We start from the raw sequence: 17761 nt of genomic DNA on the forward strand, positions 1-17761 counted from the left end.
TCGATCCACGCAGTACGTTCGCTGAGGCGGTCGAATTCTGTCATAGACACTCAGAAATCGTCCGCCTCATCCTCTAACTTTACGCGACCCACCAATTCGCACTAATCTATATATACACTACTGACCAGACGGCGAACGTGGAAACATCATCGACGAAGGCGTTTGCCACCCGCATCACCGCCTCAGAAGCAGCACAGATCGAAGACGCACTTGAGGAAACAGACTGGACAAAGTCGGATTTCGTTCGACGAACGGTTCGGTATTACGTCGAACAGAACCCCGACGAAATTCGAGCGTTCCACGCCGAGGATTCGCTGGAGCAGTTCGTTACGGAGTTGGTCGAATAATGGCGACAAACGTGATTCCAGCAATTGTCCGTGAGGAGCCGGAAGGTCGAACAGCACGTATCGCACGCGACGCGAAGGGCGATCCCATCGGGGTCGCAGTATTCCTCACGTCAGAAGAAATCGAATCGTTGGGAGTCAACACAGCTGCAGCGGATGCAGTAGAGCTCCAAATCAGGGACGATGAAGCTCACTTCTTCCCGATCAGCTGGAAAGACGATGAGTAGCGGGAAAGGCAGTTCCAGGCCAATATGGGGAACCATATGTGGTAACATAACCGCATGCGGTTATTTTATCACAGGAGAACCACATACGGTAAGGTACATGGCGATAACTGACTTCCCACTAATGGCAGACGAACGCAGGGGCCTGTTGACTACACGGGAGCGTGAGATTCTCTCAGGCGATGCGGACGTGAACGACGAGTACTACTACTCAGTCGTGAGTCGGGTCCGGCGAAAAATCGATAATCTCGCTCAGGATGCAGCACTTCTTCAAGAGCACCATCCGGACCTCGGTGAGGAACTGCGAGAGGCTGTCTCGGGCGACAACAGTGAGGAAGACGATGATTAGCTTCTCCAGAACCACCATCGCGCACCTGCTTCAGCTACACCACGGATAGACGATGGGAGACGACTACAAACAGGCTGCGACCTACCCATCTGAGGAGCAATACGACCGATGGGAAGGTCAGTGCGAAGAACTCGGGATGCGATCAATGTCGGAATTCATGGAGGCGATGGTAGAAGCCGGGCTGAAGAAGTTCGACACCAGCAACGTAGAACCAGACGAAACAAATCGGGAACTACGTCAGCAACGGAACGAACTGAAGGCCGAACTGGACCGAGCCCGTGAGAGGATTGGCGATTTGGAGGAGGCAGTCTACAACAGCGAGCGGAGAGAAGTCAAGGAATACGTTGCTGAGAATCCGGGAGCGACCTACGACGAAATTATCCAACCCCTCGTCGAGACAGTCCCCGCCCGAGTTACGACCCACTTGGATGAGATGGAGGGTGATGACCTCCGCGTAGAAGACGAACAGTACTATCTCCGGGAGGAGATCGCCCAAGACTTCGGGGAAGTATAGTCATGGCTACACCGAAAAATCGTCCCCGACTTTCGAACGACGTACGCCAGCGTATGGGCGTCTACAAGGATATTGATAGCGTCCCAACAAAATATCGTCTCCAAAACCACGAACCTGCCTATGCAGATCGGGAGGTGTGGGCGGACTACTACGAGGAGAAGACTGCGGTATTCGACACCAAATCGACTCGAGACCGCTACGAGAAAGCGGGTCGGTACCTCCAGAACTTCATGCAAGAGGCTGGCCGGCATCACGCGTTGGCCGCTCCTGACCATATTGAAGGGTATTTGACTGGTCTACGGGATGGCGACGTTGGGAGGCGTAACCAGCCTCGGAAGCTCCAGACGGTGTATTTCGAGTACTTCCAGCCGCTGGAAGAGTTCTACACTTGGCTCCAGTGGCATACCGACCACCCGCATGTGTACCATCCCGTGTTGATGGCTGTCGTAGCTGGCGGGTTCGCTCGTAAGGGGTGGAATCGAAAGTTAGAGCAAAACGATAAGCGTTGAATCCATGTCCGAAAACGACCGCCAAGCACTAGCAGACGCCTTCGACCGAGAGATTGACCCATTAGCAGACCACGCTTCGACGTTCGATCACGTCGATGTCGACGTGTTCGGCCTGTTCATTGAGGACGTACTAAGACCGAAGGATCCCGCAGAGGGTACGATAGTCTCCTATGAGCGAACGATCGAGGAATGGAGCGAGTTCATGCAAAAGGAGGGACGCCACCCTGCCTGTCCCCATGAGGACCACGTGAAGCGATTCGTTCGTCGGGAACTGGATGAGAAGGGGAACACTCGACGGACGGCGAAGAAGAAGCTCTGGGAGCTGAACAAGATCTACAAGTACTGGCAGAATGGGGCGGAGTTTCCGCACCCCGTGGACTACAACCCGTTCATGATCGCGAAGAAGAAAATGTCTCTCTCAACTCGGCGGGTGAAGGAACCGCCCCGAGTTCCGGTTGAGAAACTACGGGACGTAGTCCGAGACGTGAAGCACATTCGGGACCGCGCGTTCATTGTAACGCAGCTCAAACTGGGTCTGCGCGCCAGCGAGATGGCGAACATCAAGATTAGCGAGCTGAACATCACCAACAGCGAGGTGACCAATCATTACCCGGAGATGGGAACCTCACCACATGTCTCTCGTTTTGAGAACGCTGTCTACATCCCTCACGATCGCGAGGGGAACAAATCGAAGCGTCCGCGAATTCTCCCCGTCGATGAGGAACTCCGCCGGCTCTGGATGAACTATCTACTAATCCGGCCGGATAATGAGGAACCGTGGCTGTTCCTCTCTCGAACGAGTCACTCACAGGTAGACGATGAGGCCATTAACCTCGCTTGGAAGCGTCACTTCCAGCCGGAGTACGAGGAGACACAACAGCACAGAGCAGTTACATCGCATTATGGTCGCCACCGGTTCACTACGTTCTGGCGTGTGGAGCAGGACCTGAATCGGGAATTAATTAAGTACATGCGAGGGGATACCTCAGCTGGTGGAGCTACTGACCCCGCTGGTGGGATTGACCACTACATCCATAGCTACTACGAAGACATCGAGCCGATCTACCGAGAACAGATATACAAACTCGGGATATAGCTGTAGTAAGCGTCATCGAACTCTATCAGTAGGATCCATATTTGAGAATCTATTCTATTAGATCATAAATCATCTTGTCAATCACTTCTTTCCCGACCAATTACTGTGTCAGCAGGAGTTCTACACAAAATCCGAATAGATTCTGGAGAAAATAAACTCAGAAATAGAATGGGGTAAGTACTCTGAAAGTATTCGGCTCCGAGATCATAGAGCCAGAGAAGATCAGCAGTGTAAATTGAAAACTAGTGACCTAACTGGACATCACGACTGGGTTAATATACCCAAAATACGATGTTATGAGTGATGCTCTTCCGGTCTCCATCACGCAAACCGGCGTCAGAGTATACCCCGATACCTTCAGATCAGATGATTATTCGCCGATATCGATCAATCAGCAAACCTCGGGATCTACAAACCTACTTTACTCAAGGCTTGTTCTTCAATCATCTTTCACAGTTCGATGATAACAATGAAGGTATTCTTCGACATCCGAGCGATTATTCAGGAATTCGAGGTGGCCTATCTGCATCGTCCCTCACAAAACGCCGCCGAATGGAAGATCCGCCTGAGACCGCTTCAGAAGAAGAATTCGAGGAAGCACTCGGTCAATTCCATGAAGATGCCAGACACCAGCATTTTGCCAACTGCTGGCGGATTGGCACCGTAGAAAAAGACGATATTTGGGAATATTACACACGTAGTCCTGAACTGGCCGAGGGTTGTGCCGTCGAAACCACTGTTGGTCAATTGCTCCGAGCCCTTCCTTACCAACCGAGCGTTCCCAGCAAAGTTGAGGACCCTACGTTCAATGACGGACCGTCTGAAACGCCAGTCTGGAACCTGTCATTCACTACAGACGGCTGCAACATCCAGTTTGGTGCCTGTAAGTATCAACAAGATGTTGATCCAGTAAGAGGCCAACCGGCTGGCTGGACCTCGGCTATTGCCTTCTTTAAAAGCGAAGATTTCGATGACGAGATTGAGTTTCGCATCCTGATCAATCCCTACTTCGACAACTTATCTATCGAACCCGCACCTGATGGAACCCCCCGAACAGTTCGTCCCGACCCAGGAGAGAAGAAGTACCGAAAATTGCCCGCTGGTACAAAATGGATGACTAATCGGGTCGTGCTCGCGCCAAACGCCACAGAAGACGAACGAGATACCGTCGAAAACTGGCTAAAGGACTTCGATCTTAATATCAAAAAACCTATAAAAAGAGATATTGAGGTTATCGAGTCTACTGACAGTGGTTCAACGCTGAAAGATAACTATGAGTACGCCGCTGAAATTACAGGCTTAGCAAACTATGAAGCGTCGGCAGAATCTCTTGAGGAAGCTATGGAGGGATTCCTCACAAAACGCGACTGGGAAGAGTGGCCCGTAGTTGATTTGGTTGAGATCAATTCAGACAATGCTGGTACGTTTATTGAAGCGTACTGGCACCGGTCGGAAGATCCGATTTTCGACATGTCTGCTTATGGCCACGATGACTTCCAGCGAGTTTGGGTTCGGCGATTTAACCACCCCACTGAGGAGCCGACAATGTGGAAAAATCAACTTGCAAAGGAATTTGAAGAACAAGACGAAAAGTAATAATCGAATTTCGAAATAGAGTTTTATATCTCTCAGGCCGTGCTTGAATGGTCGAGAGTAATTCGACGAACAGATCAAAATTACATCGCCTACCATGCCAATCTACTTCGAAATCCGATAGCCGTGGGGGATCTCAAGGAGTCGTTTTCCATAGAGTTTGAGGATTGCCACACCGGGATACATATACGAATTCGAGTTTACCATCCTGTATATGACAGACGCCGGTGCTGACTCAGGTTGGTTTGAATTGGTCCCACCTGACGACCTTGGAGCCGCACGGAAGGTTATCGAAAACGGAAGCGCAGAAACGCCAAAAGATTGGCCGACAAAGGCTGTCAAGGCTGGATTCGCGGAAGACAAAGAGGAGTACTACGATCGGCTCCACGAAGCAGCCACTTACGCCACCCGCGAGGTCGTCAAAGAGCGAGAAAGGGCAGATGACCAACAATTAAAGCATAGTATTCGTGCTATGGACGACGCGGAGCGCGTCGCCAACGAACTCGCCGAGCGCGCCGTCGAGTGGGCGGGAAGCCTCTTCGACGACGTCGACTCCGGGGTCGAGGGCGCTCGCGCCGTCGCGGCGCGCGACCCCGAAAGCGAGGCCGAGCGCCGCGCGGTCTCCCTCGCGGCGCGCGCCGCCGACCTCGACGACGAGCGGGCCGAACTCGCGGAGACGATCGGTCGGATCGCGCCCGCCGTCGCCCCCAACCTCGCCGAGATGGCCGGCCCGGAACTCGCCGCGCGGCTGATCGCGGTCGCGGGCGGGTTGGAGCCGCTCGCGAAGAAGCCGTCGGGGACGGTCCAAGTACTCGGCGCCGAGGACGCGCTGTTCGCACACCTCTCGGGCCGCGCGCCCTCGCCGAAACACGGGATCATCTACACCCACGAGTTCGTCCGCGGCACGCGGCCCGAGGACCGCGGCTCCGCGGCGCGCGCGCTCGCCGGCAAGCTGGCGCTCGCGGCCCGCGCCGACCACTACGCCGGCGAGCGCCGGGCGCAGCTCCACGACGACCTCCGCGAGCGGATGGCGACGATCCGCGCGCGGACGGACGACGATGAGTCGGATACCACGGGGGCCGACGATGAGTGAATCCGCCCTCCCTAACGGCGTCGAGCGGCGCGAGATAGACGGTGAGAGGCGGCTGGCGACCCGCGGCGAGCCGGTGTACGGCGAGCCGACCGCCGACGGCTGGCGCGCGTGGGATCCGGAGCGGTCGAAGCTCGGCGGGATGCTCGAACTCGGGTTCGAGACCGGCCTGTCGGGCGGCGAGACCGTCCTCTACCTCGGCGCCGCGAGCGGCACGACCGTCAGCCACGTCGCCGACTTCGCGGGCCCCACCTACGCGGTCGAGTTCGCGCCGCGACCGGCGCGCGACCTGCTCGGCGCCGCGGAGATCCGCGACCGGCTGTTCCCGCTCCTCAAGGACGCGCGGAAACCGGAGACGTACGCGCACGTCGTCGAGAGCAACGTCGACGCGATCGTTCAGGACGTTGCGACGCGCGGGCAGGCCGAGGTGGCCGTCCGCAACGCGCGGTTCTTGGCCGACGACGGGCGGCTGCTGCTGGCGATCAAGGCGCGCAGCGAGGACGTGACCGCGGACCCGGAGACGGTGTTCGAGGGCGCGCTCGATCGCCTCCGCGAGGCGTACGAGATACTTGAGACGCGGCGGCTCGACCGGTTCCACGAGGACCACCTCGGCGTCGTCGCGACGCCGCGGTAGCGCTCGTCGACGGCTGGCTGGCGACGCGGACGCGGCGATCAGTCCTCGGGGTCGAACAGGTCCTCGATCCGGCAGTCGAAGTGGTCGGCCAAGTCGAAGGCGAGTTCCAGCGAGGGGTCGTAGCGCTCGCGTTCGATGGCGTTGATCGTCTGGCGGGTGACGCCGACGGCGGCCGCGAGGTCTGCCTGACTCTCGTCGGTCTCGGCGCGTCTGCCGGGGATGTCGTTTCTCATGTCCGGTACTTGTGGTAGAGGACGGACGCCCCGAACACGACGAAGACCGCGAACAGCGTCCACGTCGCGCCGTAGAACTCGCCCGGGAGCGTGAGGAGGCCGCTCGCCTGTAACGCCAACCCGCCGGGCGTTCCGAGGACGAAGAGGTACGCGAAGACGTTCATCGTGTTCTGGCTGGCCTTTCGCTCGATAGTGGTGTCACGCTCGTCGTACAGCTCGACCGGACTGAACCGCTGGACGAGTCCCATGCCGAGGCCGCCGGCCCAGTAACAGGCCACGCCGAGGACGAACCGGTCGACGGCGATGCCGATCCACAGCGCGGCGATGCCGGCGGCGAGCAGGCCGTACGCGATCCGTTTGTACCGTTTCCGTGTGGAGGGCCGAGTCGTCGCGGAGGTCGTGTGTTCGCTCATGGTGGAGGGTAAAGCGAGCGCGGGTTTGGTGTAAAGCTCGCTTTACAGTAAAGAATGTTTTACGTTCGTTGATAAACCTGTCGCTGAGCAGCGAATCGAGGGTACATCGCTGGAGAAAGCATTTACCCCGCGTTCCGGGGCTTCACCACGAGGGCGGCGAGAAGCCCGCGTCTTCGAGGATGGGCTTCCAGCGCTTCTGGACCGAGAGCCGCGAGACATCCATCGCGTCGGCGACCGCGGACTGCGACCGCTCCTCGCCGCGGATCAGTCCGGCGGCGTAGAGGCTGGCGGCGGCCGCGACGCGCTTCCCGCGGTCGTCGTCGGGCGCGCGGGAGAGGAAGAGGTCGACCGCGGTCGAGCGCGTCTCCTCGTCGAGGTCGAGCGAGGCGCACGCCTCCTCGACCTGTTCGATCCACGCCTCGTTGTCGACTCGGTCGCTCGCCCGGTACACGGGCCGGGGTAGTCGGGGGAGGCATATAAACGGCCCGCGGTCGCGGTTCCGGCTCGGGCCTTCCAGCATCCGGAAGGCGAGCGCGGTCGTCGCCCTGAAGTCGCCCGCGAACGTAGCGCGCGTATGTCGACACAGCAGTGGGACGAGACGCGGGTTCGGGCGCTTCACGACGACCTCGTGTCGCTGTACGAGCCGGTCGACCGAGTCGCCGAACACGGCGCGGACCCGACCGCCGAGCCGGGCGAGGGCGTCCGCCAGCTGGTGACGACGATCCTCTCGCAGAACGTCGCCGACGAGAACACGCGGCGCGCCTCGGAGGCGCTGTTCGACCGCTACGACGACTTCGCGGCGGTCGAGGCCGCCGACCACGAGGAGCTGAAGGAGACGATCCGCGTGGCGGGGCTCGCCGACCAGAAGGCCGCGCGCATCCAGCGCGCGCTGACCGCGATCCGCGAGGAGACGGGCGGCGCGTACTCGCTGGCGTTCCTCGACGCGATGCCGACCGACGAGGCGAAAGGCTGGCTCACCGAGATCAAGGGGGTCGGCCCGAAGACGGCCAGCGTCGTGTTGAACTTCCACTTCGGGAAGCCGACGATGGCGGTCGACACCCACGTCGAGCGCGTCTCGAAGCGGTTCGGACTGGTGCCGGAGTCGGCGTCGAACGAGCGCGCACACGAGGTGCTGGACGGGCGGATTCCGGACGAGCTGACCTACCCGCTCCACGTCCTCCTGATCCGCCACGGTCGGGAACGCTGCTCGGCCCGTGGCGCCGACTGCGACAACCCGGTCTGCGACGCGTACTGCGACTGCGAGTTCTGCGGGTGAGCGCGGCCTCTATGGTCGTCGGGTCGATACGATCGGGCACGCATGTTACCGCTTCTCGGGGAGATCCTGAACGCCGTCCAGTGGGTCGACCAGGCCGCCGTCGAGTTCGTCAACGCGATCCGCACGTCGCTTCTGACCGTGATGATGACCTCGATGACCGGCGATACAAGCAAACCCACGGGATACGAAATGGCTATAAGCGAGCGTCAAAAACGCGCACACAGCGGGTACGCGTCCTGTGATTGCCGTTGCGGCGATCGAGGGCTTTGACCGCAAGATCGAGCAAGCGCGGGTTGCCGAGCCAGGCCAAAGGCGTAGCGCTTAGGACGCTATCCCGTAGGGGTCCGCCGGTTCGAATCCGGTCCCGCGCATGTGTCTCCGAGCAGTTCGCGAGGAGACACATCGTTGCGAGGATTCGAACCCTGGAAGTCGCGCGCAGCGAGCGAAGCGAGCACGTCTTCCACCGGTTCGAATCCGGTCCCGCGCATGAGCGAACGAAGTGAGCGAAGAGCAGGAGCGGATTTGTAGCCCAGAGGACGAGCGAAGCGGAGTGACTGAGGTTCGAATCCGGTCCCGCGCATTTTGCGGCAAACATTTTGTGAGCCGCAAATGCGTGCTGAGAATTCGAACCCAGAGACGACAACAGATATAAGCTCAGTCACGACGTACTGCGGGCAGATGGCACGCCCGCCGAACGTCTTTCTCCTGTCCGCCGACGCGCTCAGGGCGGATCACGCGACCGAACTCGTCGAGGCGGTCGCCGAACGGACGGGCGGGACTCGATTCTCCAATGCGGTCGCTCCGGCCTCGCACACGGCCAGTTCGATCCCGGCCCTCGCGACCGGGCGGTTCATCGACGAGGCGGGGGCGGTCGAGGAGTCGCTGCGCCCGTCGTCGCTCTCGGCCGACGGCTACCGCACGCAACTGCTGACCGACAACCCCATCGCCGCCGACGCGCTGACCGAGCGGTCCGCCGGGGAGGCCGGCGGGCTGAGCAATCTGCTGGACGACCTGTTGCCCCGCGGGGTGACCCGTCCCGTCGAGCGGGCGTACTTCCGGCGCCTCTGGCCGGCGATGCGCCGCCTCGGGCTCGCCGACCCATACTACCGGCCGGCGGCGCGGCTACACGAGCGCGCGCTGGAGGGGCTGTCGGGGGAGACAGACCCGATATTCTGCTGGCTCCACTACATGGACACCCACAGCCCCTACTACGTCCCGAACGACGGCGAGGCTACCGAGGGGTTCGACCCGGACCGGACGGCCGCGATGAGTCGGAGCCTCACGCTGGGAGACGCCGCGGACGTGGACCGGACCGAGGCCGAGACGGTCGCGCGGCTGTACCGGCGGGCCTGCGACCACCTCGGCGGGTCGGTCGTCGAGTTCGTGGACGAACTCCGAGAACGGGGGCTGTACAGGGCCGACCGGGACGTGCTCGCGGTGACGGCCGACCACGGGGAGTGTCTCGACCCCGAGCGAGGGGTGTTCGGCCACCTGCCGCCGGCCTCGTGGGAGTCGCTCGTCCACGTTCCGCTCGTCGTCGCGCGCCCCGACTGGCCGGCGTCGACCGTGGACGAGCAGGTGTCGCTCGTCGCCCTGCCCGACATGCTCCGGCCCGACCCGGGAACGGCCGCGCCGCCGACGGATTTCGGCCGGGAGTACGTCGAGACGGTCGCGGGGACGCTCACGGCCGCGGGAGTCGTCCGCGGGGTACGCCGGGCGGACGGAGAGAAACTGTTCGGGCGGCGGACGGCGGACGGTACCGACGTGGTCCACACCCGCTACGAGGTCGGCGATCCGGCCGCGGAGACCGTCGTCGAGGAACCGTACGGCGAGGGAGAGGCGGCGACGGGCGTCCCAGAGGGGTTGCTCGAACGGGCCGCCGACGCGGGCGGTCTCGTCGGCGACGAGCAGTACCTGTCGGGCGTCGACGAGTCGCACCTGCGGGCGCTCGGCTACGTCGAGTAGGCGGACGCGTCACGTGCCGATTTCCGGCTTTCCGTCGCGCAACAGGAGGAAGCCGGCGAAGAGCCAGATCGCGACCTCGACGTAGAACGACGGCGTCCAGAGGTACTGGAGCGCGAACGCCCCGGGACCGGCGCCGATAGAATTCCAGCTTCGGACGAGCGGCCAGAGGAGGAACACCGTGTTCTCCGGGCGGCCGTTGATGCTGATGTGGACGGCGTCCGCGACGAGGTGCGTCGACCAGCCGACCCCGACCGCCGGGAGGGCCCCGAGAACCGCCGCGGCCGCGTACCGACGGGCCGCCAGCCAGCCGGCGCCGAGGACGACCGCGAACAGCGCGGAGTGGGCGACGGAGTGGTAGGTGGGGACGAGCCCGGCCATCGCCAGCGGCTTGTCGACGACGTCCGGCAGCGCCGCGCCCGCGACGACCCACAGCACCGGGAAGCGGTTCCGCGCGACGAGCGCGCCGATGAGGAGGTGGGTCGCGAAAAGCACGGTCGTGCTACACGCTACCGAAGCATCTGCGTTACGCTCCGATCGGCGCGCGCCTCACCGCCGAGGGGAGGGGGAGAGAGAAATGGAGAGGAGGGAGAGAAGAGCGGAAGAAGAGGGAAGCAGAGAAGAGAGTGGACGGAACGCCGAATCGGAGCCGCTACTCCTCGTCCGGCGACGACACCCGCACGACCTGCTTGCCGATGTTGTCGCCGGAGAACAGGCCGAGGAAGGCGTCGGGAGCGTTCTCCAGTCCCTCGACGACCGTCTCTCGGTGTTTCAGGTCGCCGCTGGCGACCCACCCACCCAAGCGCTCGCTCGCCTCGCCGAAGCGGGTCGCGAAGTCGCCGACGAGAAGCCCTTGAATCGTCGCTCGCACCGGGATCAGCTGCGGCAGCTTCCGCGGACCGGTCGGGGCCTCCTCGTCGTTGTAGTGGGCGATCTGGCCGCAGACCGCGACGCGCGCGTCGAGGTTCAGGTGTGTGAACACGGCGTCCGTGATGGGGCCGCCGACGTTGTCGAAGTACACGTCGACGCCGTCGGGCGCGGCCTCGTCGAGCGCGGCGCGGTAGTCGTCGGTCGTCTTGTAGTTGATCGCGGCGTCGAAGCCGAGGTCGTCGGTGAGCCAGTCGGTCTTCTCGTCGCTGCCGGCGAAGCCGACCACGCGGCAACCGTTGCGCTTCGCGATCTGGCCGACGACGGAGCCGACCGCACCCGCGGCGCCGGAGACGACGACCGTGTCGCCGGGTTTCGGCTCGCCGACTTCGAGGAGCCCGAAGTAGGCGGTCCGCCCGGGCATGCCGAGGACGCCGAGGTACGCCTCGGGATCGGCGATCGTCGGGTCGACCGGCGCGACGTCGTCGGCGTCGAGCGTCGCGTAGTCGGCCCAGCGACCCTCGCCGGTCACGAGGTCGCCCGCGTCGTACGCATCGCTCTCGCTCTCGACCACTTCGCCGACGACGCCGCCCTTGAGCGCGTCGCCAACGTCCCACGGCTCGGCGTACGACTCGGCGTCGCGCATCCGGCCGCGCATGTACGGGTCGACCGAGAGGAACCGGGTGCGGACGAGGAGTTCGCCCGGGGCAGGGTCGGGGACGTCCGTCTCGCGCAGTTCGAAGCTGTCCTGATCGGGCTCGCCGGTCGGCCGCTCGGCGAGAAGCCACTCGCGGTTGGTGTTCGTCACGGTCCCCGTTGGCGGATGGAATAGAATAGGGTTTGGGCCCCAGCAGCCGTCGTGGGGATCCGGAACCCGCGCTGTTGCGGGGATCCGGAAATCGCGCCGTTGCGGGGAGTCGGAAATCGCGGCCGTTTCGAGGAGCCGGAACCCGCGGCCGCCGCGGGGTCTGGTCCCGTCGCGTACTACTCGCGGCCCAGCGGGATTCGCAGCCGACCGCCGTCGCGCTCGCCGTCGACGCCGTCGACCTCCGTTCCGAACGCCGCGGAGCGCTCGGCGACGGTCTCTCGGACCCACTCGGCGACCTCGCCCTCGGCCAGCGTCGCGGTCTCGTCGCCGATTTCGGTCGGGAGGACGTCGAGGGCGGCGGGGTCGCCGTCGCGGACGACGAGTTCGAACAGCGCGCTCCGCTTGTTGCGGACGCCCTCGCGGTCGCGGTAGCTGACGTAGTCGTCCACGAAGTCGCCCGCGTCGTAGATTATCGGCCGACCCTCGTACACCTCGACGCCCTGGAGGACGTGGGCGCTGTGGCCGTGGACGACGTCGACGCCGCACTCGACGAGCCAGCGGCCGAAGCGCTCGTGGACCGCGCGGGGTTCGGTCGCCCAGTTCGGTCCCCAGTGGAGCGAGGCGACGACGAGGTCCGGATCGCGGCCGGCGACGCGGTCGAGGATATCCCCGACGAGGGCGCGGGTCTCGCGCACGGCGGGGTCGAGGCGCGCGAACGCGGTGCCGGGCTTCGAGGCCGTCGCTGCGAACGCCGTCGACTGGTCCGTGAGTCCGAACGCGCCGACGGTGAGGTCGCCGGCCTCGAACGTCGCGGGTTCGAGCGCCGCGTCGGCGTTCGCGCCGGCGCCGGCGCGGGCGATGCCGGCGTCCGCGAGGTGCGTTCGGGTGTCGCGGAGGGCGGTCTCTTGATAATCGAGGACGTGGTTGTTTGCGAGCGAGACGAAGGAGCCGCCAGCCGCCTCCAGCGCAGGAATAGCGAACGAGGGCGGCGACCGGAAGTAGTACACCTTGTCCGGCCAGCGCTCGCCGCGGTCGGAGACGCAGCACTCCAGGTTGCCGACGAGCGCGTCGCAGTCGCGGAGCCGCGGGAGCGTCGTTCCCCAAACCGCCGTCGGGTCGTCGTGGTCGGCCCAGCGGTCGGCGACGCTGCGCCCGAGCATCAGGTCGCCGACGAAGCCGATTCTGGCGGTGTCGTCGGCCCCGTCACGGCTGCCCGGGGTATCGTCGCTCGCGTCCAGACTAGGCGGAGCGGCGGCACAGCCGGCGGTCCCACCGAGACCGGCGACGCTCGCGGCGAGCAGCGACCGACGAGTGACCATCGTCACGTGGGCTCGACGAGCGGCGACTTCAAGGCTCCGAACGGGGGCGCAAGAGCGGTATCAGCGAGGGGCGCAGGTCACGCCACGGCGACGCCGTTGCGGGTGAGGTAGTCGCTCGCGGCCTTGATCTCCACCGGGCTGCCGATGATCCGGTACTGTTCGTCCGTCTCGACGACGGTGACGGTGAACCGGCTTTCGAGGCACTCCCGGTGGCCGTCGAGCGCGCGGCGCGGGAGGACGATCTGCGTACTGTCGCGAAGGCTCGACGGATCTGGCATTCGGCGTGGGTGGAAATTATTCGGCGCCGATATAACCGTGTCGAAGTATCGGCGTTCCAACCACTCCTACGGCGACGATTCGGCGGTTCGCGGGCGGTTGTCGGCTGATTCGGTTCGCGGTGTCGGCCCGGCGATTCGAAGGAACACCTTTAACGAGCCGACCGGCCGAGAGACGTGTAATGGGACTGGAGGAGGAGATCGAGGACCTCCGCGAGGAGATCGCCGAGACGCCCTACAACAAGTCCACCGAGGCACACATCGGGCGCCTGAAGGCGAAGCTCGCGGAGAAGAAGGAGAAGCTGGAGAACCAGTCCTCCGCCGGCGGCGGCCACGGCTACGCGGTCGAGAAGCACGGCGACGCCACGGTCGCGCTGGTCGGGTTCCCGAGCGTCGGCAAGTCCACCCTCATCAACGCCCTCACCAACGCCGACAGCGAGGTCGGCTCCTACGAGTTCACGACCCTCGACGTCAACCCGGGCATGCTGAAGTACCGCGGCGCGAACATCCAGATCCTCGACGTGCCGGGCCTGATCGAGGGCGCCGCGGGCGGCCGCGGCGGCGGGAAGGAAGTCCTCTCCGTCGTCCGGACCGCGGATCTGGTCGTGTTCATGCTCTCCGTCTTCGAGATCGAGCAGTACGACCGCCTGCGCGAGGAGCTGTACGCCACCAACATCCGCCTCGACACCGAGCCGCCGAACATCAACATCCGGAAGACGCACAAGGACGGGCTCGGCGTGACGATGAGCGACGACGTGAGCCTCGACGAGGAGACGATAAAGCAGGTCCTCCGCGAGTACGGCTACGTCAACGCGAAGGTCACCATCCCCCACGACCTCACCATCGACGAACTCGTCGACGCCGTGATGGACAACCGCGAGTACCTCCCCTCGATGGTCTCCGTCAACAAGGCGGACCTCATCGACAAGAGCTACCTCCCGACCGTGAAGGAGGAGCTCCGCGACCGCGACCTCGACCCCGAAGACGTGCTCTTCATCTCCGCCGAGAAGGGACTCGGTCTCGACGGACTCAAAGAGCGCCTCTGGGAGGAACTCGGGGTTATTCGGATTTACATGGACAAGCCGGGCCGCGGCGTCGACTACGAGGAGCCGCTGATCCTCTTCGAGGGCGACACCGTCGGCGACGCCTGTACGAAGATCGGCGGCGAGTTCGACGAGCGATTTAAATTTGCACGCGTCTCGGGCGAGAGCGCGAAACACGACGACCAGCAGGTCGGGAAGGGCCACGAACTCGCCGACGAGGACGTGCTGCGGATCGTGGCTCGGAAGTAGAGAGATTGATTGTTCACGGCTGTAGAGCGGTTGTGGCCTCTTTTAGCTCGGTTGTCGCTCGTCTGTGTCAGGTGGGCTCTGTCGAAATCCGATTTTTAGACACGTCATCGTCTGGAATAGCCAGTCAGTCAAGAGTGCGTGTTGGCCGCCGAGAATTCTACCACCTCAGAGTTATGTTCCGATAGCCGTGCGAGATACAGGGCGCGAATGTGGCACAGATTGTAGATCTATGGGGAAACTGTCAGTATAGCGTGAGGATTTAGTATATAGAGCGCAATTTGATCTTAGGGTATGAGCCTCAACGAGTTTTTTACACAGAGTGAACAAGCAGATGTGTCACTCGGGGTCGTTGGAGGCGATGTGCCAGAGCAGTTACACGAGTTGTTGACCCAGATATTTGATCGACAGTCAGTAGAAGTCAAACAATCCGTCACGGTCCCTGAACCCGGATCCGCCTCGGAAGATAGGGTTTATTTGTTGAACGACGGAGAGGTTATTGCGGAATCACCGCTTGCGGAAGTTGCAAACTCGATTCTGTTAGTCAATTCTGACTTATATACAACCGGGGCGCGAAGCGTTCAGGAGGTGGATCTCCCGGATGTGATTACAGCACTCGACGAGACCCACTTCCGGTTGCGTGGGTATCCTGAGTCGAACAAAGAGAAACTGCTGCTGATCACCATCTCACGATACATCGAACGGACAGCGCTTGAGTACGGCACGGGAAAACNGGGTATCCTGAGTCGAACAAAGAGAAACTGCTGCTGATCACCATCTCACGATACATCGAACGGACAGCGCTTGAGTACGGCACGGGAAAACACCGTGCGTCCTTCCAATACCTCTCACGTATCAACGACGAGCGGGGTACGAGAGAGGTCTACGAACGACTTGGTGACAGTAGCGTTGACGTCCACGTGTACGGGATCCCGGACTGGACGCCACCCCCCGAGTACGAATTGACAATCCACGGCGGGTGGGGCCAAGAGTTTCGAGACTCGTGGTTTGTCGTCTTTGTGCCCGATACTCCGTCGGCACCGCACACTGCGCTTCTCGCGATAGAAGATGAGCCAAACACATGGGACGCGTTCTGGACGTACGACCCAGACACTGTCCGAGAGATCAACCGATACATCGAACGGGAATTGTAGATCCAATATCAAAGAGAGGGTAACGCTCTTCGTTTAACGTAACATAAAAGCAGTCGTCGTGCTGAACTCATTCTCTATATTTTCCACGAGACTTCTGATGAATTCCTGATAAGCAGTACACTTCATCGGTCACTGCCTTTCCTGTACTGACCGCATCGGAGTGGTACCTATTTTTCTCGATGAGTTCAACGAAGTCAACGGATAAACGACGAAACGGAGGCAAACGATTCCAAAGCCCCAGCCGCGAGGACTCGATGGGCTCGCTGTGGTCCTCGTCGCTCACCTCGTTCGCTCCTGCGGTCCTTGCGTCGCCCGTCTTCGTCCTCGCGGCTGCCCCTTTGAGTCCCGCCCGTCCGGAAGACGTTCCTGCTCGCTTCGCTGCGCGGGCTGCGACTTCCGTGCTCCCGCTCGCTTCGCTCGCGGGAACGCACAGNGGCGACTGACTCCCTCGCGCGTGCTGACTCGCGGCCGCCGAGGGCGGCCGCTCGCAGGCACGCGCCACCGCACAGACGCAGTTCGGACGTTGTTGTGTCTCGGTTTGTCTTCGAATCGGCTTCGCGTCGCCCGACCGAAAGGCGCTTTTCGCGGGGCCGCGACCGTCGGGTATGCTCACGGTCGCGCTCGCGGGCAAGCCGAACGCCGGCAAGTCCACCTTCTACACCGCCGCCACGATGGCCGACGTCGACGTCGCGAACTACCCGTTCACGACCATCGACGCCAACCGCGGGGTGACCCACGTCCGGACGCGCTGCCCGTGTCTCGACCGCGACGAGCGCTGCGGGAACGAGAACTGCCACAACGGGAAACGCTACGTCCCGGTCGAACTGCTCGACGTGGCGGGGCTCGTGCCGGGCGCCCACGAGGGGAAGGGGCTCGGCAACCAGTTCCTCGACGAACTGACGAACGCGGACGTCGTCCTGAACGTCGTCGACGCCTCGGGCGCGACGAACGCCGAGGGCGAGCCCGTCGAGGTCGGGAGCCACGACCCCCTCGACGACGTGGACTTCATCGAGGAGGAGATGGACCTGTGGCTCGCCGGCATCGTCGACCGCAACTGGGAGAGCGTCGAGCGGAAGTCGCGCTCGCCGGATTTCGACCTCGACGCCGCGCTCTCGGACATGCTCACCGGGTTCGGCGCGACCGAGTACGACGTGACCGCGGTCCTGCGCGGGCTGGAGTACCCCGACGACCCGAAGGCGTGGACCGACGCCGACCGCGAGGCGCTCGCGCGGGCGGTCCGCCGGCGCACCAAGCCCATCGTCGTCGTCGCGAACAAGGTGGACGCGGCGCCCGACGGCGCGGTCGAGCGCATCCGCGAGGGGACGGACAAGCCCGTGATCCCCGCGACCGCCGACGGCGAACTCGCCCTCCGTCGGGCCGCGGCGGCGGGCGTCGTCGACTACGACCCGGGCGACGAGTCGTTCGATACCGTCGGTGACGTCTCCGACGACCAGCGCGCCGGCCTCGACGCCCTCCATGAGTCGATGGCGGCCCACGAGGGGACGGGCGTTCAGTCGGCGCTGAACGCCGCGATCTACGACCTGCTCGACCGGATCACGGCCTACCCGGTCCAAGACGCCGGCAAGTGGACGGACGGGACCGGGAACGTCCTCCCGGACGCGTTCCTCCTGCCCACTGGGTCGACCCCCCGCGACCTCGCGTACGCGGTCCACTCCGACATCGGCGAGGGGTACCTCCACGCGGTCGACGCGCGCGCCTCGCGGCGGATCGGCGAGGACCACGAACTAACCGAGGGCGACGTGGTGAAGATCGTCTCGACCGCCGGGCCGTGAGCGGGACCGCGGCGGGCGT

22 protein-coding genes and 1 tRNA gene are annotated in these 17761 nt (G+C 62.9%); 15 read left to right on the top strand and 8 right to left on the bottom strand.

Annotated features, from left to right (window positions below; all coding sequences use genetic code 11):
- Positions 1-137 precede the first annotated feature (137 nt).
- The 9 genes from C463_RS00415 to C463_RS00450 all read left to right on the top strand — a co-directional run bounded on the left by C463_RS00415 (position 138) and on the right by C463_RS00450 (position 6353).
- Positions 138-347 (top strand): hypothetical protein, encoded by a 210-nt coding sequence (locus tag C463_RS00415; RefSeq protein WP_008440085.1) that lies wholly within the window; start codon positions 138-140, stop codon positions 345-347.
- Complete coding sequence (locus tag C463_RS18295) at positions 347-571, top strand: hypothetical protein (RefSeq protein WP_008440086.1); 225 nt, start codon at positions 347-349, stop codon at positions 569-571. The genes C463_RS00415 and C463_RS18295 overlap by 1 nt, the downstream gene beginning before the upstream one ends.
- A gap of 121 nt (positions 572-692) precedes the next feature.
- Entirely contained in the window at positions 693-917 is a 225-nt protein-coding gene (locus tag C463_RS17330) for a hypothetical protein (protein ID WP_080510747.1), read from the top strand.
- Between the two features lie 52 nt (positions 918-969).
- Entirely contained in the window at positions 970-1431 is a 462-nt protein-coding gene (locus tag C463_RS00420; RefSeq protein ID WP_008440087.1) for a hypothetical protein, read from the top strand.
- 53 nt (positions 1432-1484) lie between these two features.
- On the top strand, positions 1485-1940 hold the full coding sequence (locus tag C463_RS00425) for a hypothetical protein (protein WP_008440088.1): 456 nt from the start codon (positions 1485-1487) through the stop codon (positions 1938-1940).
- A gap of 4 nt (positions 1941-1944) precedes the next feature.
- Positions 1945-3036, top strand: a complete 1092-nt coding sequence (locus tag C463_RS00430) for a tyrosine-type recombinase/integrase (RefSeq protein WP_008440089.1) — start codon at positions 1945-1947, stop codon at positions 3034-3036.
- 300 nt (positions 3037-3336) lie between these two features.
- Complete coding sequence (locus C463_RS18300) at positions 3337-4632, top strand: hypothetical protein (protein WP_137695634.1); 1296 nt, start codon at positions 3337-3339, stop codon at positions 4630-4632.
- A 211-nt stretch (positions 4633-4843) separates the two neighbouring features.
- Positions 4844-5722, top strand: a complete 879-nt coding sequence (locus C463_RS00445; protein ID WP_049905351.1) for an NOP5/NOP56 family protein — start codon at positions 4844-4846, stop codon at positions 5720-5722.
- Positions 5715-6353: a fibrillarin-like rRNA/tRNA 2'-O-methyltransferase gene (locus C463_RS00450; protein ID WP_008440094.1), complete on the top strand. Its 639-nt coding sequence runs from the start codon at positions 5715-5717 to the stop codon at positions 6351-6353. Before C463_RS00445 ends, C463_RS00450 begins: the two co-directional genes overlap by 8 nt.
- Positions 6354-6391: 38 nt before the next feature.
- Here the strand turns inward: C463_RS00450 and C463_RS00455 are convergent, their stop codons facing one another.
- The 3 genes from C463_RS00455 to C463_RS00465 all read right to left on the bottom strand — a co-directional run bounded on the left by C463_RS00455 (position 6392) and on the right by C463_RS00465 (position 7450).
- Entirely contained in the window at positions 6392-6586 is a 195-nt protein-coding gene (locus C463_RS00455) for a helix-turn-helix transcriptional regulator (RefSeq protein WP_008440095.1), read from the bottom strand.
- Complete coding sequence (locus C463_RS00460) at positions 6583-6999, bottom strand: DUF2178 domain-containing protein (RefSeq protein ID WP_008440098.1); 417 nt, start codon at positions 6997-6999, stop codon at positions 6583-6585. The genes C463_RS00455 and C463_RS00460 overlap by 4 nt, the downstream gene beginning before the upstream one ends.
- A gap of 142 nt (positions 7000-7141) precedes the next feature.
- Complete coding sequence (locus C463_RS00465) at positions 7142-7450, bottom strand: transcription initiation factor TFB (protein WP_008440104.1); 309 nt, start codon at positions 7448-7450, stop codon at positions 7142-7144.
- Between the two features lie 123 nt (positions 7451-7573).
- Here C463_RS00465 and C463_RS00470 point away from each other — a divergent pair, with 123 nt between their 5' ends.
- The 3 genes from C463_RS00470 (at position 7574) to C463_RS00485 (ending at position 10240) form a co-directional block, all read left to right on the top strand.
- On the top strand, positions 7574-8275 hold the full coding sequence (locus tag C463_RS00470) for an endonuclease III domain-containing protein (RefSeq protein WP_008440105.1): 702 nt from the start codon (positions 7574-7576) through the stop codon (positions 8273-8275).
- Positions 8276-8561: 286 nt separating this feature from the next.
- Positions 8562-8646 (top strand) — tRNA-Leu (locus tag C463_RS00480).
- Positions 8647-8953: 307 nt separating this feature from the next.
- Complete coding sequence (locus C463_RS00485; protein ID WP_008440107.1) at positions 8954-10240, top strand: sulfatase-like hydrolase/transferase; 1287 nt, start codon at positions 8954-8956, stop codon at positions 10238-10240.
- 9 nt (positions 10241-10249) lie between these two features.
- Here the strand turns inward: C463_RS00485 and C463_RS00490 are convergent, their stop codons facing one another.
- The 4 genes from C463_RS00490 to C463_RS00505 form a co-directional block, all read right to left on the bottom strand.
- A complete protein-coding gene (locus C463_RS00490) occupies positions 10250-10732 on the bottom strand; it encodes a metal-dependent hydrolase (RefSeq protein ID WP_008440108.1) in 483 nt (160 codons plus the stop codon).
- Between the two features lie 157 nt (positions 10733-10889).
- The gene (locus C463_RS00495) at positions 10890-11912 is read right to left on the bottom strand and encodes an NADP-dependent oxidoreductase (RefSeq protein WP_008440109.1); all 1023 of its coding nucleotides are present in this window, start codon (positions 11910-11912) and stop codon (positions 10890-10892) included.
- A gap of 176 nt (positions 11913-12088) precedes the next feature.
- Positions 12089-13231, bottom strand: coding sequence for a CapA family protein (locus C463_RS00500; protein WP_008440110.1), 1143 nt, complete (start codon positions 13229-13231; stop codon positions 12089-12091).
- A gap of 77 nt (positions 13232-13308) precedes the next feature.
- A complete protein-coding gene (locus tag C463_RS00505) occupies positions 13309-13509 on the bottom strand; it encodes a VNG_1110C family protein (RefSeq protein WP_008440117.1) in 201 nt (66 codons plus the stop codon).
- Between the two features lie 179 nt (positions 13510-13688).
- Here C463_RS00505 and C463_RS00510 point away from each other — a divergent pair, with 179 nt between their 5' ends.
- Together C463_RS00510 and C463_RS20045 are read left to right on the top strand one after the other, a co-directional pair.
- Entirely contained in the window at positions 13689-14798 is a 1110-nt protein-coding gene (locus C463_RS00510; protein WP_008440118.1) for an OBG GTPase family GTP-binding protein, read from the top strand.
- A gap of 785 nt (positions 14799-15583) precedes the next feature.
- Positions 15584-15949 (top strand): hypothetical protein, encoded by a 366-nt coding sequence (locus tag C463_RS20045; protein WP_343122399.1) that lies wholly within the window; start codon positions 15584-15586, stop codon positions 15947-15949.
- Positions 15950-16016: 67 nt separating this feature from the next.
- Here the strand turns inward: C463_RS20045 and C463_RS19090 are convergent, their stop codons facing one another.
- Positions 16017-16232 carry a hypothetical protein gene (locus C463_RS19090; RefSeq protein ID WP_167539441.1) on the bottom strand — a complete coding sequence of 72 codons (216 nt, stop codon included), beginning with the start codon at positions 16230-16232 and terminating at the stop codon, positions 16017-16019.
- A 322-nt stretch (positions 16233-16554) separates the two neighbouring features.
- Between C463_RS19090 and C463_RS00520 the strand changes: the two genes are divergently transcribed.
- On the top strand, positions 16555-17742 hold the full coding sequence (locus tag C463_RS00520) for a redox-regulated ATPase YchF (RefSeq protein WP_008440119.1): 1188 nt from the start codon (positions 16555-16557) through the stop codon (positions 17740-17742).
- Positions 17743-17761: the final 19 nt, after the last annotated feature.

Origin of the sequence: Halorubrum californiense DSM 19288 (assembly GCF_000336875.1) — an archaeon.
Taxonomy (GTDB): Archaea; Halobacteriota; Halobacteria; order Halobacteriales; family Haloferacaceae; genus Halorubrum; species Halorubrum californiense.

Coding starts and splice junctions, on each gene's coding strand:
- C463_RS00450 (WP_008440094.1), top strand. CDS start 5,715: ATGAGTGAATCCGCCCTCCCTAACGGCGTCGAGCGGCGCGAGATAGAC.
- C463_RS00505 (WP_008440117.1), bottom strand. CDS start 13,509: ATGCCAGATCCGTCGAGCCTTCGCGACAGTACGCAGATCGTCCTCCCG.
- C463_RS17330 (WP_080510747.1), top strand. CDS start 693: ATGGCAGACGAACGCAGGGGCCTGTTGACTACACGGGAGCGTGAGATT.
- C463_RS00455 (WP_008440095.1), bottom strand. CDS start 6,586: ATGAGAAACGACATCCCCGGCAGACGCGCCGAGACCGACGAGAGTCAG.
- C463_RS00470 (WP_008440105.1), top strand. CDS start 7,574: ATGTCGACACAGCAGTGGGACGAGACGCGGGTTCGGGCGCTTCACGAC.
- C463_RS00420 (WP_008440087.1), top strand. CDS start 970: ATGGGAGACGACTACAAACAGGCTGCGACCTACCCATCTGAGGAGCAA.
- C463_RS00500 (WP_008440110.1), bottom strand. CDS start 13,231: ATGGTCACTCGTCGGTCGCTGCTCGCCGCGAGCGTCGCCGGTCTCGGT.
- C463_RS00520 (WP_008440119.1), top strand. CDS start 16,555: ATGCTCACGGTCGCGCTCGCGGGCAAGCCGAACGCCGGCAAGTCCACC.
- C463_RS18295 (WP_008440086.1), top strand. CDS start 347: ATGGCGACAAACGTGATTCCAGCAATTGTCCGTGAGGAGCCGGAAGGT.
- C463_RS00485 (WP_008440107.1), top strand. CDS start 8,954: ATGGCACGCCCGCCGAACGTCTTTCTCCTGTCCGCCGACGCGCTCAGG.
- C463_RS00445 (WP_049905351.1), top strand. CDS start 4,844: ATGACAGACGCCGGTGCTGACTCAGGTTGGTTTGAATTGGTCCCACCT.
- C463_RS00425 (WP_008440088.1), top strand. CDS start 1,485: ATGGGCGTCTACAAGGATATTGATAGCGTCCCAACAAAATATCGTCTC.
- C463_RS00510 (WP_008440118.1), top strand. CDS start 13,689: ATGGGACTGGAGGAGGAGATCGAGGACCTCCGCGAGGAGATCGCCGAG.
- C463_RS00460 (WP_008440098.1), bottom strand. CDS start 6,999: ATGAGCGAACACACGACCTCCGCGACGACTCGGCCCTCCACACGGAAA.
- C463_RS00430 (WP_008440089.1), top strand. CDS start 1,945: ATGTCCGAAAACGACCGCCAAGCACTAGCAGACGCCTTCGACCGAGAG.